Raw genomic sequence first — 14,973 nt, 5'->3', positions numbered from 1 at the left:
CTATTGGCTTGCCCAGACGATCCGCGCCACCCATTCGACCTCGCGCATGGGGATGTCGCGATCCGGATGCTCCGGATTGAGCGAGACCAGCGCGATCGACTTGACGGTCTGGCGTTCGAGCACCTTGGCCATCACCTCGCCTGACGTGGTCTTGACGACGACGCGATCGCCCTTGCGGGTGGCGGCGCCCGGCTCGACGATGAGCACGTCGCCGTTGCGGTAGAGCGGCAGCATGGAATCCCCCTGCACCTGCAGCGCATAGGAACTCTCGGTCGATTGCGCAGGCAATTCGACGAGATCCCAGCCCTGCCCGGCGGGAAAGCCGGCATCGTCGAAGAAGCCGCCGGCGCCTGCCTGGGCAAAGCCGAGCAACGGCACGGCGCGCCGGCTGGCGGGCGATGCGCCCCGGCCTTCGATCAGTCCCGTGAATTCGTCCAGCGAAGCGCCCGTGGCCTCGATGATCTTGGCCAGCGATTCGGTCGAAGGCCAGCGCGGCCGTCCGTCGGACGAGAGGCGTTTCGATTTGTTGAAGGCGGTCGAATCAAGTCCCGCGCGCCTTGCCAGACCCGAAGCCGAAAGCGAATAGCGCTCGGCAAGAGCATCGATGGCAGCCCAGACGCGGTCGTGCGAGAGCATGACGTGCTCTCCTTCGAAACAGGAAAAAATGCCTTGCCTGTCTATCCCGCGCCCAGTTGGTTGTCCACCGTTTCGATGACGGATCGCCGGCAGTGCGGCCGCTCGTGACAAAGGTCGTATCCTTATTGACCGCCGCGGGAGGATGGCCCTATGTTCAGCCTGCGGTGCAAGCCGCATCCGGGTCCGCGGGAAGGGTTGAACCCACTTGCCTTGATGAGCTTGTAGCCAAACCTTTGTGCTGCCGATTTGCGGACCTTCGGCACTTCACGCACGGAGGTTTTTATGAAAAAGCTCCCCAACCGGCCCAATCTCGATCTGTTGAAGAAGCAAGCAAAGGAATTGCTCGCGGACTACAAACGCGGCGATCCGGATGCGCTCGAGCGCCTTCGAAATGTCCTGCCGGCAGCCATGGGCAAGTCCGACCAGGCGATCAAGAGCCTCGCCTTGCGTCTTCATGATGCCCAGTCCTGCCTTGCGCGGGACTATGGGTTCCCGTCCTGGTCGGACATGAGCAGCTTCGTCGCGGCGCAGCGCGCTTACCGAACCGACCGTGCCGGCTCGATCCGCAATTGGGTGGGCCTCGTCTATGCCGGCGACATCAGCGGCGGTACGAACCGGGCAAGCCCGGCCGCCGCCGCGCGGATGGTCGAGGAGCATCCGGATCTCGTTGCAGGCGATCCTTATCTCGCCTGCGCTGTTGGCAATGAAGCCATCCTGCGCGGCTTCACGGAGCGGGACCCAGGATGGATCAATCGCCCGGGCGGTCCGCTCAACTTGCCGCCGCTGGTGGCGGTGGCGCATTCCAGTCTTCTCCGACTGCCACGCTTTCGCGAACCGCTTCATGCCTGTGCCGAGCTGCTGCTCGAAGCAGGTGCCGAACCAGACCAGGCCGTCGGCAGCCGATGGCCGCCGGCGTCCGTGGAAAAGCCCTCGGAACAGTTCCCGCTGTCCGCGCTCTACGGCGCTGCCGGCCAGAACTACGATCCCGTGCTGACAAAGCTGCTGCTCGACGCCGGCGCCAATCCGAACGACGGCGAGTCGCTTTATCACTCGCTCGAAAATCCGGACTGCACCCGGCTGCTGCTTGCCGCGGGCGCGCGCCTCACCGGCTCCAATGCGCTCTATCGCGTTCTTGACCTCGACAGCATCGAGGCGCTGCGCCTCCTGCTCGCGGCACCCGATGCCAATCCGAACGAAGGCACCACAAGCCAGCCGACATCCGACTGGGGCAGGCCGCTTTTGTGGGCGCTCCGGCGGCGGCGCTCTGCCGCCCACATCGAAGCGCTGCTTGCCGCCGGTGCCGATGCTGCGGTTCGCACGCCCGAAGGGGCGAGTGCCTATCTGGTCGCCCTGCATTTTGGGCTGACCGATGTCGCCGCGCTGCTGCGGCGATGGGCAGACAATGGACCGCTTCCCGATGACGAGCAGTTCATCGCCGCGTGTGCCGTGGGCGACGAGGCGACGGCTCGGCGGATAAAGGCCCGGCACCCGGACTTGCCCCACTCGCTGTCGGACATGCAGTTGCGCCTGCTGCCGGAGCTTGCCGCGCAAGGCTGCACCGAGGCGGTGAGAGCCATGGTCGATCTGGGTTGGCCGATCGCCGTGCGCGGCGGCGATTGGGATGCCCTCCGCGCTGAACCACGCCGTGTTTCGCGGCCACGCCGATCTCACCCGCTTCCTGCTCGAAAACGGCGCCAACTGGAAAGAACAGCATGGTTTCGGCGGCGACGTGCGCGGAACGCTCGGATGGGGTTCGGTTAATGAACCGGAGGCGAACGGCGACTGGCTTGGTTGCGCCGAGGCGCTCATGGCGCATGGGATGCCGAGCGGACGGCCGGACCCGAATGGCACGCGGAATGTCGTCTTCGAGGATCGTACGATGGTCTTTTCGGAGGAGGTGACAGATTTCCTGCTCGGTGCGGCGGCGTGACGAATACCGGCTTCGGAGCGCGATCAGGTTCGTTTGGCCTGATCGCGCAGGTTCCGGTGCGACGTCATGAAAATCCGTTCCGCCTGTGTCGGTGGCCGCGGGTTCACCGCAAGGCCAAGTGCGGCGACAACCTCGGCAATGTCGAGGAAGCGGCGCGCCTTGCGGTCATAGACGCCGGCCGTCGTCAGGATCAGGGCGGCGGTCTCGCCATTGTCGAGGACGAAGCGGTGCTTGCCGATGACCTGGGTGTCTTCCCAGGTCTCGATCGAGGACACCACTTCGAAGCGGCGCCACAGCCGTATCTCGCGGGCGTAAACGGCCTGCAGCCCGCCCATCATCGGCGCCCAGCCATTCTTCCTGGCCAGCGTGATGAGGCCGGCGCGGACGAACAGGTCGATGCGGCCAAGGTCGGCCAGCATCATGTAGCGCGCATTGTTGAGATGGATGTTGAAGTCGATGTCGGTCGGCAGGCAGCGAAAGGCCAGCCGGCCTTCGCCGCCCATCAGATAGGGACCACGCCTGCGCGCCGTGGCCAGCATGCGCGCCATGCGCGCCCAGACATACATGACGCTGTGTCAGGCTGCCTGCTTCACATCGCCCTTGGCATGGGGATCGAAGCGTTCGTAGAAGGTCTCACCTTTCTCGGCCATGTCGATCAGCAGCTTGGGCGCCTTGAACTCGGCGCCATACTTCTTCTGCAGGCCCTTGGCGATCTTGACGAATTGCTTGGTGCCGATCCCGTCAATGTAGGACAGCGCGCCACCGGTATAGGGCGCGAAGCCGAAGGCCAGGATCGACCCGACATCGGCCTCGCGCGGGTCGGTGACGATACCCTCTTCCATCACGCGTGCCGCTTCGAGCGCGATGGTGACCAGCAGGCGCTGCTGCAGCTCCTCATAGTCGACCTTCTCGGCCGCGAGCTGCGGATAGAGGTCCTTCAACCCCGGCCACAGCTTCTTCTTCGCGGGCTTGGCCGGATAGTCATAAAAACCCTTGCCGTTCTTGCGGCCGAGGCGGCCGTGGTCGTCGACCATGATGTTGATCAGCGCCATCTGCCTGGGGTCGACGGCCTTGTCGCCGAGATCCCTGATGGTCTGCTTCATGATCTTCTGGGCGAGGTCGATGGCCGTCTCGTCGGTCAGCGCCAAGGGACCGACCGGCATGCCGGCGGCCTTCGCCGCATTCTCGATCATCGGCGCGGGCACACCTTCGATTAGCATCTTGTAGGCTTCCGACATGTAGCGCAGCACGCAGCGGTTGACATAGAAGCCGCGCGTGTCGTTGACGACGATCGGCGTCTTCTTGATGGCGCGCACGAAGTCGATCGCGGTCGCCAGCGCCTTGTCGCCGGTCTTCTTGCCGAGGATGATCTCGACCAGCATCATCTTGTCGACCGGTGAGAAGAAGTGGATGCCGATGAAATTCTTCGGCCGCGCCGAATTCTTGGCCAGGCCGGTGATCGGAATGGTCGAGGTGTTGGAGGCAAAGATCGCCGACGACTTCAGCACGGCCTCCGCCTGTTCGGTGGCGTTCTTCTTGACGGCGGAATCCTCGAACACGGCTTCCACCACGAGATCGCAGCCGGCGAGGTCGGCATAGTCCGCCGTCGGCGTGATCAGCGACAGGAGCTTGTCCTTCTCCTCGGGCTTGGCGCGGCCCTTCTTGACCTGATCCGAGATCAGGCTGTCGGAATGCGCCTTGCCCTTTGCGGCCGCCTCCATATCCCGGTCGAGCAGCACCACCGGAATGCCGGCCTTGGCGGTGACATAGGCGATGCCCGCGCCCATGAAGCCGGCGCCGAGGATGCCGATCTTCTTGAACTTGGTATCCGGCACGCCGGCCGGGCGGCGCGCGCCCTTGTTCAGCTCCTGCAGCGACACGAACAGCGAGCGGATCATCGCCGCCGCCTCCTTGCTCTGCATGATCTCGGTGAAATAGCGCTGCTCGATCCTGAGCGCGGTGTCGAAGGGCACCAGCAGGCCCTCATAGACGCATTTCAGGATCGCAGCGGCGGCCGGGTAATTGCCATGGGTCTCGCGGCGCAGGATGGCGATGGCCGGCGGCCACAGATTGGCGCCGGCCGCCGAATAGATCGGCCCGCCGGGCAGCTTGAAACCCTTCTCGTCCCACGGCGCCACCGGCTTGAGGCCGTTCCTGATCATCGCCTTCGCGGTCTCGATCAGCTTCGCCGGTTCGGCGATCTCGTGGATCAGGCCCATCGCCTTCGCCTTCTGCGGCGACAGGGTCTGGCCGGAGGTCAGCATCTGCAACGCCTGTTGCTGGTCGGTCAGCCGCGGCACGCGCTGGGTGCCGCCGGCACCAGGGAAGATGCCGATCTTGACCTCGGGGAGCGCCATCTTCACCTTGTCGGAGTCCGCGGCGACGCGGCCATGGCAGGCGAGCGACATTTCGAAGGCGCCGCCCATGCAGGTGCCGTTGATTGCCGATACCCATGGCTTGCCGCAGGTTTCCAGCTTGCGGAACAGGCCGGTCATGATGCCGGCATTGTCGAACAGCGCCCTGGTCGCCTTTTCGACATCCCTGACCTTGTCAGTGGCGAAGCTGGTCAGCATCTTCTGCAGCAAGGTGATGTCGGCGCCACCGGAGAAAGTGTCCTTGCCGGAGGTGATCACCGCGCCTTTGATGGCGGCATCGCCAGCCACCTTGTCCACGATGGCGTTCAACTCGCGCATCACCTCTTCGGTGAAGACGTTCATCGAGCGGTCCGGGCTGTTCCAGGTGACCAGCGCGATGCCATCGGCGTCGATGTCGAGGGTGAAATTGGTGTAGCTCATCGTTCTCTCCCCGTCAGACGCGTTCGATGATGGTTGCGGTACCCATGCCGGCACCGATGCACAGTGTCACCAGCGCGGTGTTCAAGTCGCGGCGCTCGAGTTCGTCCAGCACCGTGCCGAAGATCATCGCGCCGGTGGCCCCGAGCGGATGGCCCATGGCGATGGCGCCGCCATTGACGTTGATTTTGTCGTGCGGGATCTCGAAAGCCTGCATGTAGCGCAGCACCACCGAGGCGAAGGCCTCGTTGAGCTCGAACAGGTCGATGTCCGACAGCTTCATCTTGGCACGCTTCAACAGTTTCTCGGTGACATCGACCGGGCCGGTCAGCATCAGCACCGGCTCGGAGCCGATGTTGGCGAAGGTGCGGATGCGGGCGCGGGGCTTGAGGCCCATCGCCTTACCGGCCTTCTTCGAGCCAAGCAGCACGGCCGCCGCGCCATCGACAATGCCGGACGAGTTGCCGGCGTGATGGACGTGGTTGACCTCCTCGACCTCGGGATGCTTCTGCACCGCCACCGCGTCGAAGCCGCCCATTTCGCCGGGCATGACAAAGGACGGATTGAGCGAGGCGAGCGACTGCATGTCGGTCGACGGCCGCATATGCTCGTCATGGTCGAGAATGGTGAGACCATTCTGGTCCTTGATCGGTATGACCGAGTTCTTGAAGCGGCCATCGGCCCAGGATCTTGCGGCGCGCTTCTGGCTCTCGACCGCGTAGGCGTCGACGTCGTCGCGCGAGAAGCCGTATTTGGTGGCGATCAGGTCGGCCGAAATGCCTTGCGGCACGAACCAGCCGGGCAGGCCGACCGAAGGATCCATGAACCAGGCGCCGCCGGACATGCCCATGCCGACGCGCGACATCGATTCGACGCCGCCGGCGATGACGATTTCATCGGCGCCCTGCGCGATCTTGGCGGCGCCGAAATTGATGGCGTCCAATCCGGAGGCGCAGAAGCGCGAGATCTGCATGCCGGGTGCCTTGGTGTCGTAACCGGCCTCGAAAGCGGCGGCACGCGGAATGACGGAACCCGCCTCGCCGACCGGGTCGACGCAGCCGAAGATGATGTCGTCGACCGTGCCGGTGTCCAGCCCGTTGCGGTCGCGCAGTGCCTCGAGCGTCCTGGCGGCGAGCCGCACCGCCGGCACCTCGTGCAGCGATCCGTCCTTCTTGCCCTTGCCGCGCGGCGTGCGAACGGCGTCATAGACATAAGCTTCGGCCATTTTCATGCTCCTTGGGTTCACTGAAGAGAGCTGCTCAGAGCGAGCGTCCGATCAGCAATTTCATGATCTCGTTGGTGCCGCCGTAGATGCGCTGGACGCGGGCGTCGCGGAACATGCGGGCGATCGGATATTCATTCATGTAGCCATAGCCGCCGTGCAATTGAAGGCATTCATCGACGACTTTGCCCTGCAGGTCGGAGAGCCAGTACTTGGCCATCGAGGCCGTTACCGGATCCAGCCCGCCATTGATGTGGCGGGTGACGCAGTCATTGTAGAAGACGCGGCCGATGGTAGCCTCCGTCTTCAATTCAGCCAGCTTGAACTGGGTGTTCTGGAAGTCGATGATCGCCTTGCCGAAGGCCCTGCGCTCCTTGACGTAGTCGATGGTCAGCGCCAGCGCCCGCTCGATCATGGCGATCGCCCCGGTGCCGATCTGCAGCCGCTCCTGCGGCAATTGCTGCATCAGCTGGACGAAGCCCTGTCCCTCTTCATGGCCTAGCAGGTTGGAGGTCGGCACACGCACGTCGTTGAAGAACAGCTCCGACGTGTCGTTGGCCTTCAGCCCGATCTTGTCGAGGTTGCGGCCGCGTTCGAACCCCTCGACTTCATCGGTCTCAATAACGATCAGCGAGGTGCCCTTGGCGCCCTTCTCCGGATCGGTCTTGGTGACGACGATGATGAAGTTCGCCAGCTGGCCGTTGGTGATGAAGGTCTTGGAGCCGTTGATCTTGTATTGGTTGCCGTCCTTCTCGGCACGGGTCTTGACACCCTGCAGGTCGGAACCAGCGCCAGGCTCGGTCATGGCAATGGCGCCGATCAGTTCGCCGGTGGCGAGCTTGGGCAGCCATTTCTTCTTCTGCTCCTCCGAACCGTAATGGAGGATGTAAGGGGCGACGATCGAATTGTGCAGGCCGATGCCGAAACCATCGACGCCGACGTGGCCGATCGCCTCGATGATGGCGCTCTCATGCGCGAAGGTGCCGCCCGAGCCGCCATATTCCTCCGGCATGGACGCGCAGAGCAGGCCGGCGGAACCTGCCTTCAGCCAGCTTTCGCGGTCGACCATCTCGTTCTTCTCGAACTCGTCGTAGCGCGGTGCGATCTCCTCCGACATGAAGCGGATAGCCATGTCGTAGAGCATGCCGACCTCGTCGGCCGCCCAGGCTGGCTTCGGCAAAGAGAGCACTTCGGCGGGATTTGTCGCCACGATTTCCTCCGCGTATCGACAGACAGAAAGGCTAGCGAGACCGAGTTTAGAACGCTTCCGCCGGCAGGGCCATCAGCGTATCGGCGCCGCTTGAAATCCGGGCGAGGTGCGCCGAGGTTTCCGGCATGATCCGTTCCATGAAGAAGCGCCCCGTCACGACCTTGTTGTCATAAAAGGATTGGGAACCGTTGGCGCCGGTCTTGCCCTGCGCCGCCTTGGCCATCTGCGCCCACATGTAGCCCAGCGCCACGAGGCCGAAGAGATGCATGTAGTCGGTCGAGGCCGCACCCGCATTGTCGGGCTTGGCCATGCCGTTCTGCAGCAGCCACATAGTCGCCGCCTGCAAATCGTTGAGGCCCTTCTTCAGACCCTTGGTGAAGGGCGCCATCTTCTCGTCCGTGCGGTTTTCCTCGCAGAATTCGCCGACCTCCTTGAAGAAGGCCTGTATGGCACGGCCGCCGTTCAAGCCGAGCTTGCGGCCGACGAGGTCGAGCGCCTGGATGCCGTTGGCGCCTTCATAGATCATGGCGATGCGGGCATCGCGCACGAACTGGCTCATGCCGTGCTCTTCGATGTAGCCATGGCCGCCGAACACCTGCTGCGCCATCACGGCGTGGTCGAACCCCTTGTCCGTGAGCACGCCCTTGACCACCGGCGTCATCAGGCCGGTGTAGTCGTCGGCCGCCTGGCGGTCCTTGTCGTCGGCGGAGCGGTGCGCGATGTCGGACTTGATCGCCGTCCACAGCGCCAGCGCGCGGCCGGCCTCGTTGAAAGCCTTCATGGTCATCAGCGAGCGGCGGATGTCGGGATGGACGATGATCGGGTCGGCCTTCTTCTCCGGCGCCTTAGGGCCCGACAGCGAGCGGCCCTGCAAACGGTCCTTGGCGTAGGCGACGGCGTTCTGGTAGGCGATCTCCGACAGCGACAGGCCCTGCAGGCCGACGCCGAGCCGCGCCTCGTTCATCATCGTGAACATCGCCTTCAGGCCGCCATTGGCCTCGCCCAGCAGCGTGCCTTCAGCCTCGTCATAGTTCATGACGCAGGTCGAATTGCCGTGGATGCCCATCTTCTCCTCGATGGAACCGCAGGAAACGGTGTTCCTTGTCTCCGGATTGCCCGACGCATCGAGCTTGAGCTTCGGCACGATGAACAGCGAGATTCCCTTGACGCCTTCGGGGGCGCCTTCGATACGGGCCAGCACCAGATGGACGATGTTGTCCGACATGTCGTGCTCACCGGCCGAGATGAAGATCTTCTGGCCCGAAATCTTGTAGGTGCCATCGCCGTTCGGCACTGCCTTGGTGCGCAGCAGGCCGAGATCAGTGCCGCAATGCGGCTCGGTCAGGTTCATGGTGCCGGTCCAGGTGCCCTCGACCATCCTGGGCAGCCAGGTCGCCTTCTGCTCGTCGGTGCCGTGGGTGATGATGGCCGCGATCGCACCCTGGGTAAGCCCGGGATACATCATCAGCGACATGTTGGCCGACACCATGTATTCGGCCACCGCCGTGTGCACGGCATAGGGCAGGCCCTGGCCGCCGAACTCGATCGGAGCCGCCAGACCCATCCAGCCACCTTCGCGATACTGGTAGAACGCTTCCTTGAAGCCCTTGGGCGTGGTCACCGAGGCGTCGTCGTGGCGCACGCAGCCTTCCATGTCGCCGACACGGTTGAGCGGATGCATGACGTTCTCGGCGAGCTTGGCCCCTTCGGCGAGAATTGCCTCCAGTACGTCGGGCGTTGCGTCGGCGAATCCGGCAAGGTTCGAATAGCGCTGATAGCCCAGCACCTCGTTGAGCACGAACAGCGTGTCCTGGACCGGGGCCCTGTAGATCGGCATGCTTTCCTCCACCATGCGGATAAAGGCCCCGAAATCAAGCCGTGCGCGGCAAGCGGGCCAATGTCGAAGTGGCAATAGCAAATATTGACGTTTGCGTAAACGTCAATATTTTCGATGCGACAAGATTCCGCCGCCACGCGCGCGGAGCCTAGCGTTGCGGCATTGCGCAAGCCAGCGCGAAACAGCAGGCCATGACAGCGAAAAGCCGCGCGGCATGGCCACGCGGCTTTGATGGTGAAGGTCCGACAGTGTCGGAGAGTGGCTTAGCTCGCGACGCTCGCCTGCGGCGTCGAACGCTCGGCCAACATCTGGCGCACCGCCGACATCGAGCCGCCGAGCTCATTGATGGCGTCGTCGATCAGTGCCCGCTGCTTCTGCAGGCGAGCGAGCTGCTTCTCCGACTTGTCCAGCGCCAGCCGCAACTGCTTGGTGTTGGAACCTTTCGGATCGTAGAGGTCCATCATCTGCTTGACGTCGCGCAGCGAGAACCCAACCTTGCGGCCGAGCAGGATCAGCTTCAGCCTGGCCTTGTCGCGGCGCGTATAGAGACGGGTCGAACCGTCGCGCTGCGGGTGGAGCAGGCCCTTGTCTTCGTAGAAACGCAGCGTGCGCAGCGTCACGCCATACTTTTTGGCCATTTCGCCGATGCGGGAGAGATCCTCGCCGACTTCGACGGATGCATTATTGGTATTGGCCGCGGTCTCGCCGGCCGAGATAAGTTTCATGGTCACTGGCTTCCCCGTCTGGTGGCGTCGCGGTCCCGGACCATGCGTCGCCTGACTGGAAGCGGGGGCGTGCTTCCAGCCGTGGTTTCAACAAACAAATCGCAAAACAGCACAGTTGATGCGCCATTTACGTTTACGTCAATTCTATACCGATAGCCGCCTCATGACGCAAGGGCGTTCTGAGAACGGTGCTTTATGCCGCACCGGAAATCGAGACCGCCAACTTCCTTGCAACTTCTTAAGCTTGGTTAACGCGTTGTTTACCACGTTGGGCGAAATGTGCGCATGTCGGCTATCCGTGGTTATCCTGTATCGAATTTTCACGGTTTTTCGGAGCGCGGGTGAAACCCGGGAAGCTTGTCTTCCACCGTGGCATGGAAGCGCGGTCGCCTCGTTCCGGCAGGGACTTGGGGAGCTGGTCGCAAGCCGGCCAATCTGAAAGACGGACGCACCGATGAACAGCAAGCGGTCCTACCTCGATACACTCAATGCCGGCAGGCAGCGCAAGCCGCAGACAACGCTCGAGCAGCTGAACCGCTCGCTGGAGACCCTGGAACAGCGCCTGGGGCAGACGCGTGAGGACGCGACGGCACGGCCCGTTCCTCGCCAATATGGCGCCGACCCGCGTTACCCCGCCGCGGAACCGCGTTATCCCGCCGGGCAGCCGACGGCCCAGCAGCGCTGGTATGAGGATCCGCAGCCGGCACCGCGTGCGCACAACCCTGCGCCCTCGCCTGCCTTCGACCAGAATTACCAGGCAATCGCGCGCGACATCGACCGCGTGCGCGGCCAGGAAGACAGCGTCGCGATGGTCGGCAAGATCGCGGGCGAGCTGCGCGGCATGCGCGAGGAACTGCGCCACCAGGTGACTTCAGGCCTGCAGCGCGAATTCGACGCGCTGCGCAAGGACATCGACCGCGCCTTCCAGGCGAACGCCAAGCCCGGCGCGACAGGCAAGGGCAGCGCCGAACTCGGCGTGGAATTCGAGCGGCTGTCCGGTGCCATCAAGTCGCTGTCGGAGAAGAGTGACGACAGGAGCGTCAACCTGCTGCGACTGGAGCTCGAGCAGGTCAAGGCCGCGCTCGAGACGCTGGCGCGCGAGGAGAGCGTGCAGAAGGTCGACCGCCGCTGGGACGATTTCGATCGCCGCTGGACGGCTTTCGAGGACCGCGTCGACGCCGACCAGCGCAAGCGCTCCGACGATCCCGCCCTTGCGGCCCTGACCGACCGGCTGGAGCAGATCAGCAACGCCGTCAACAACCTGCCGGAATCGCTATCGCTGCGTTCGCTGGAGGAAAAGGTCCGCACACTGGCTGGGGCGGTCGACCATTTCGCCAACCAGCAGGACAATCGCGGCGGCGGCACGCTGGCCATGATCGACGAGCGGCTGGACGAGATTTCCCGCGCCATCGTAGCCTCGACAGTCGCCGCACAGGCCAATTCAATCGACCACGAAGCCTTCGAGCGCATCGAGAAGCGAATCGACTCGCTCGCCCAGCAGATCGAGGAAGTGGCGCAGGACCGTCCCGGCAATGTCGTGATCGACCGGCTGAACACGCTGTCGAGCCGGGTCGATGACCTCGCCGGCCGCGCCAACCTGCCGGAGCAGGCGATGGAACGGCTCGCCAAGCAGATCGCGCTGATCGCAGACAAGATCGATCAGGCGCCGGCCATGCCCGACGCCGACTACATCTTCCACGGGCTTGAGCAGCGCTTCGACGTGCTGTCCGGCATGATGGAGCGTCGCCAGGGCGACGCCATCGAACAGGGCAACATGCTGTTTCGCGATCTCGAGCGCCGGCTGGACGAGGTTGCCGACCGGCTGGACCAGCGCAGCATGGCGCAGGTCGACAGCGCCGGCATCATGGACGCCATCGACGCCCGCTTCACCGCACTGGCCAAGCGCATGGAAACGCGCGCTCCCGATCCCGTCGGCGAGGCGGCGATCCGCGGGCTGGAAAGCCGGCTCGAGGACATTTCAAGCCGGCTGGACGCTTCGGCGGCTCAAGTGGCCGGCATCGATCCGGCGCTGATCCGCAGCCTGGAGGCGCAGGTCGCCGGCCTGTCGGCGCATCTTTCCAAGCCCAGCACGCCGCTGCCGGATTTCGAGGACATCAGCCCGCGCCTCAACGAAATCGAAAAGGCGCTGGCCGGGACCCGCGATTCCATCCTCGGCGCCGCACGCGAGGCGGCTGAGAACGCGGTGCGCTCGCTGGCCGGAACGAGCACCAATACAGCCGCGGTATCTGGCCTCGCCCAGGACCTGAAGACGCTGGAGACATTGACGCGGCGTTCCGACGAGCGCAATTCGCGCACCTTCGAGGCCATTCACGATACATTGCTCAAGATCGTCGACAGGCTGGGTTCGCTGGAAACCAGCGACCCGTCCGAAGCGGTAAGCGAACTCCTCGACGCGGCTCCGACCGAACCGAGCGGCTGGCGTGGCGCACGGCGGCCCAAGATGGCCGTGAACGCACCGTCGATGACAATGGACGAGCCGCAGCCGCTGACCGGCATGGCCGATCTGGACGCGCGTGCCGCGGCCATATTGCGCGCCGAGCCCGGCGAGCCGGCACTGCACGTTGAAACGGGCTTGTCTGCCCGGCCGGGCGCGCGCTCACCCGCGGAAGCAGCAGCCGCCGCCGCGATGGCCGCACTCGGTTCCGACGCCACCGCCGGAAAGGACCAGCCCGCTGGCCGCAGGTCGATGTTCGGCGGGCTGGCGCGCGCCTTCAAGGGCAAGAAGGCGGCGGATGTTCCGCCGCTGGCCGGCTCGGCGCCGAGCGCCGATATCCCGAGTGTCGATCTCGACGAGCCGCTCGACCCGAGAGTCGCCAACCGCCCGCTGGAGCCCGGCTCCGGCGCGCCCGACCTCAATGCCATCATGAAGCGCGTGCGCGACGAGCGCGGACAACCGGCAAAGCCCGGCGACAGCGACGCGGCGAAGTCGGATTTCATCGCCGCTGCCCGGCGCGCGGCGCAGGCGGCCGCGGCCGAAGCCGACGCCCTGAAGCGCCAGTCGACGATGAAAGGCCCGGTCAAGGCGCTCAGGATAGGCGATCTGCTCAAGGCGCGGCGCAAGCCGATCCTGATGGCTGCGGCAGCGATCATGCTGGCGCTTGCCGGCCTGCAGCTCGGCAAGGCGTTTCTTTCGGATCCCGCTCAGGTGGCAAATAACGACACGGCCCCGATCGTCGCCTCGCAGCCGGTGAAGACGGCATCTGTCGATACCGCCAGCCAGCCGAGGACCGAAGTCCAGCCGGCGGCGACAGACATCGCGCCGGCCCCTGCCGTCAGGCAGGCCGAACAATCCGCGCCGGCAAGCAAGGACGACATGACGGCGCAGACCGTCATGGCCATGCCGTCCGATACGGACGCGATGCCGGATACCGCATCCGCCGCCAGGCCCGCTCCGGCGCCGGTTGCGCCGGCCGTGGTTTCCGGCCCGAGCACAGCCGCTCCCGACGCGATGGCTTCGGCCGCGCCGGCGCCGGTTGCCCCGATGACCGCTGCTCCTACCATGACGGATCCGGCACCGGCCGCCATCGCCGGCGGTACTCAGGCGACGGATGCCGGTGCCCAACCGGCCCCTGCCGCGCCAGTCGCGACCGAGGCAACGGCCGACGACACGACTGGCACCGTTGCGCCCGTGGACAAGGCGGCGGCGACAGCCGCGACCAAGTTCGACATCCCGGCAGATGCCGGCCCGGCGGCCTTGCGTGACGCCGCCGCCGGTGGCGACGCCAAGGCACTGTTCGAGGTCGGCTCGCGCTACGCCGAGTCGCGCGGCGTCAAGGAAGACATGGCTGTGGCCGCCAGATGGTATGAGAAGTCGGCGGAACTCGGCTTCGCGCCGGCCGAATACCGCATTGGCAATTTCTACGAAAAGGGCATCGGCGTCGCGCGCGACATCAAGAAGTCGAAGACCTGGTACCAGCTCGCCGCCGCGCAGGGCAACGCCAGCGCCATGCACAACCTGGCGGTGCTGTTCGCCATGGCCGCCGATGGCGCGACCGACAATGAATCGGCAGCGCACTGGTTCCAGGAGGCCGCCGACCTCGGCGTCAAGGACAGCCAGTTCAATCTCGGCATCCTCGCCGCCAAGGGCGTCGGCATGAAGCAGAACCTGGAGGAATCCTACAAATGGTTCGCGCTGGTCGCCAAGACCGGCGACAAGGATGCCGCGGCCAAGCGCGACGAGATCGCCAATGCGCTGCGGCCCGAGCAGCTCGAGCGGGCGCGAGCAGCGACCGAATTGTGGAAGGCCAAGCCGCTCAACGCGGCGGCCAATTCGGTGGACATTCCTGAATCCTGGCAGGAAGGCACGCCGCAGACGACCGCCGGCATCGACATGAAGAAGGCGGTCAAGAACATCCAGCTCATCCTCAACAAGAACGGCTATGACGCCGGCGGTGCCGACGGCGTGATGGGCGGGAAGACCAAGAACGCGATCATCGCTTTCCAGACCGCCAACAAGCTGCCGGCGACCGGCGCGGTCGACGAGAAACTGGTCAAGGCATTGCTGGCGCGCAAATAACGGCAGAAGCGTCGTTTCCACGACGCCCTTGCCATATATTTGCCTGTTAACTGATTGAGTTGTCTTTTTGTTTCGGCGCGGTGG

At 64.7% G+C, this 14,973-nt stretch carries 10 protein-coding genes; 3 read left to right on the top strand and 7 right to left on the bottom strand.

Annotated features, from left to right (window positions below):
- A complete protein-coding gene (locus O7A70_RS04750) occupies positions 1-636 on the bottom strand; it encodes a S24 family peptidase (RefSeq protein ID WP_023772997.1) in 636 nt (211 codons plus the stop codon).
- A gap of 282 nt (positions 637-918) precedes the next feature.
- On the opposite strand from O7A70_RS04750, the gene O7A70_RS04745 reads away from it, so the two are divergent.
- Together O7A70_RS04745 and O7A70_RS04740 are read left to right on the top strand one after the other, a co-directional pair.
- Positions 919-2,397 (top strand): hypothetical protein, encoded by a 1,479-nt coding sequence (locus O7A70_RS04745; RefSeq protein WP_337139340.1) that lies wholly within the window; start codon positions 919-921, stop codon positions 2,395-2,397.
- A gap of 46 nt (positions 2,398-2,443) precedes the next feature.
- Complete coding sequence (locus tag O7A70_RS04740) at positions 2,444-2,566, top strand: hypothetical protein (RefSeq protein WP_337139339.1); 123 nt, start codon at positions 2,444-2,446, stop codon at positions 2,564-2,566.
- Between the two features lie 23 nt (positions 2,567-2,589).
- Here the strand turns inward: O7A70_RS04740 and O7A70_RS04735 are convergent, their stop codons facing one another.
- From O7A70_RS04735 to O7A70_RS04710, 6 genes are all read right to left on the bottom strand, one after another.
- Positions 2,590-3,132 (bottom strand): thioesterase family protein, encoded by a 543-nt coding sequence (locus O7A70_RS04735; protein ID WP_337139338.1) that lies wholly within the window; start codon positions 3,130-3,132, stop codon positions 2,590-2,592.
- A gap of 9 nt (positions 3,133-3,141) precedes the next feature.
- Positions 3,142-5,361 carry a 3-hydroxyacyl-CoA dehydrogenase NAD-binding domain-containing protein gene (locus O7A70_RS04730; RefSeq protein WP_337139337.1) on the bottom strand — a complete coding sequence of 740 codons (2,220 nt, stop codon included), beginning with the start codon at positions 5,359-5,361 and terminating at the stop codon, positions 3,142-3,144.
- A gap of 13 nt (positions 5,362-5,374) precedes the next feature.
- Entirely contained in the window at positions 5,375-6,583 is a 1,209-nt protein-coding gene (locus O7A70_RS04725; protein ID WP_027141981.1) for an acetyl-CoA C-acetyltransferase, read from the bottom strand.
- Between the two features lie 34 nt (positions 6,584-6,617).
- A complete protein-coding gene (locus O7A70_RS04720) occupies positions 6,618-7,790 on the bottom strand; it encodes an acyl-CoA dehydrogenase family protein (protein WP_337106241.1) in 1,173 nt (390 codons plus the stop codon).
- A 46-nt stretch (positions 7,791-7,836) separates the two neighbouring features.
- Complete coding sequence (locus O7A70_RS04715) at positions 7,837-9,627, bottom strand: acyl-CoA dehydrogenase (RefSeq protein ID WP_337139335.1); 1,791 nt, start codon at positions 9,625-9,627, stop codon at positions 7,837-7,839.
- A 263-nt stretch (positions 9,628-9,890) separates the two neighbouring features.
- Positions 9,891-10,352: a MerR family transcriptional regulator gene (locus tag O7A70_RS04710; RefSeq protein WP_084636389.1), complete on the bottom strand. Its 462-nt coding sequence runs from the start codon at positions 10,350-10,352 to the stop codon at positions 9,891-9,893.
- Positions 10,353-10,806: 454 nt separating this feature from the next.
- On the opposite strand from O7A70_RS04710, the gene O7A70_RS04705 reads away from it, so the two are divergent.
- Positions 10,807-14,889 (top strand): peptidoglycan-binding protein, encoded by a 4,083-nt coding sequence (locus O7A70_RS04705; protein ID WP_337139334.1) that lies wholly within the window; start codon positions 10,807-10,809, stop codon positions 14,887-14,889.
- The last annotated feature ends 84 nt before the right edge of the window (positions 14,890-14,973 follow it).

Origin of the sequence: Mesorhizobium sp. Cs1299R1N1 (assembly GCF_037179655.1) — a bacterium.
Classification (GTDB): domain Bacteria; phylum Pseudomonadota; class Alphaproteobacteria; order Rhizobiales; family Rhizobiaceae; genus Mesorhizobium; species Mesorhizobium salmacidum.
This window is presented reverse-complemented; position numbering and strand designations above follow the sequence as displayed.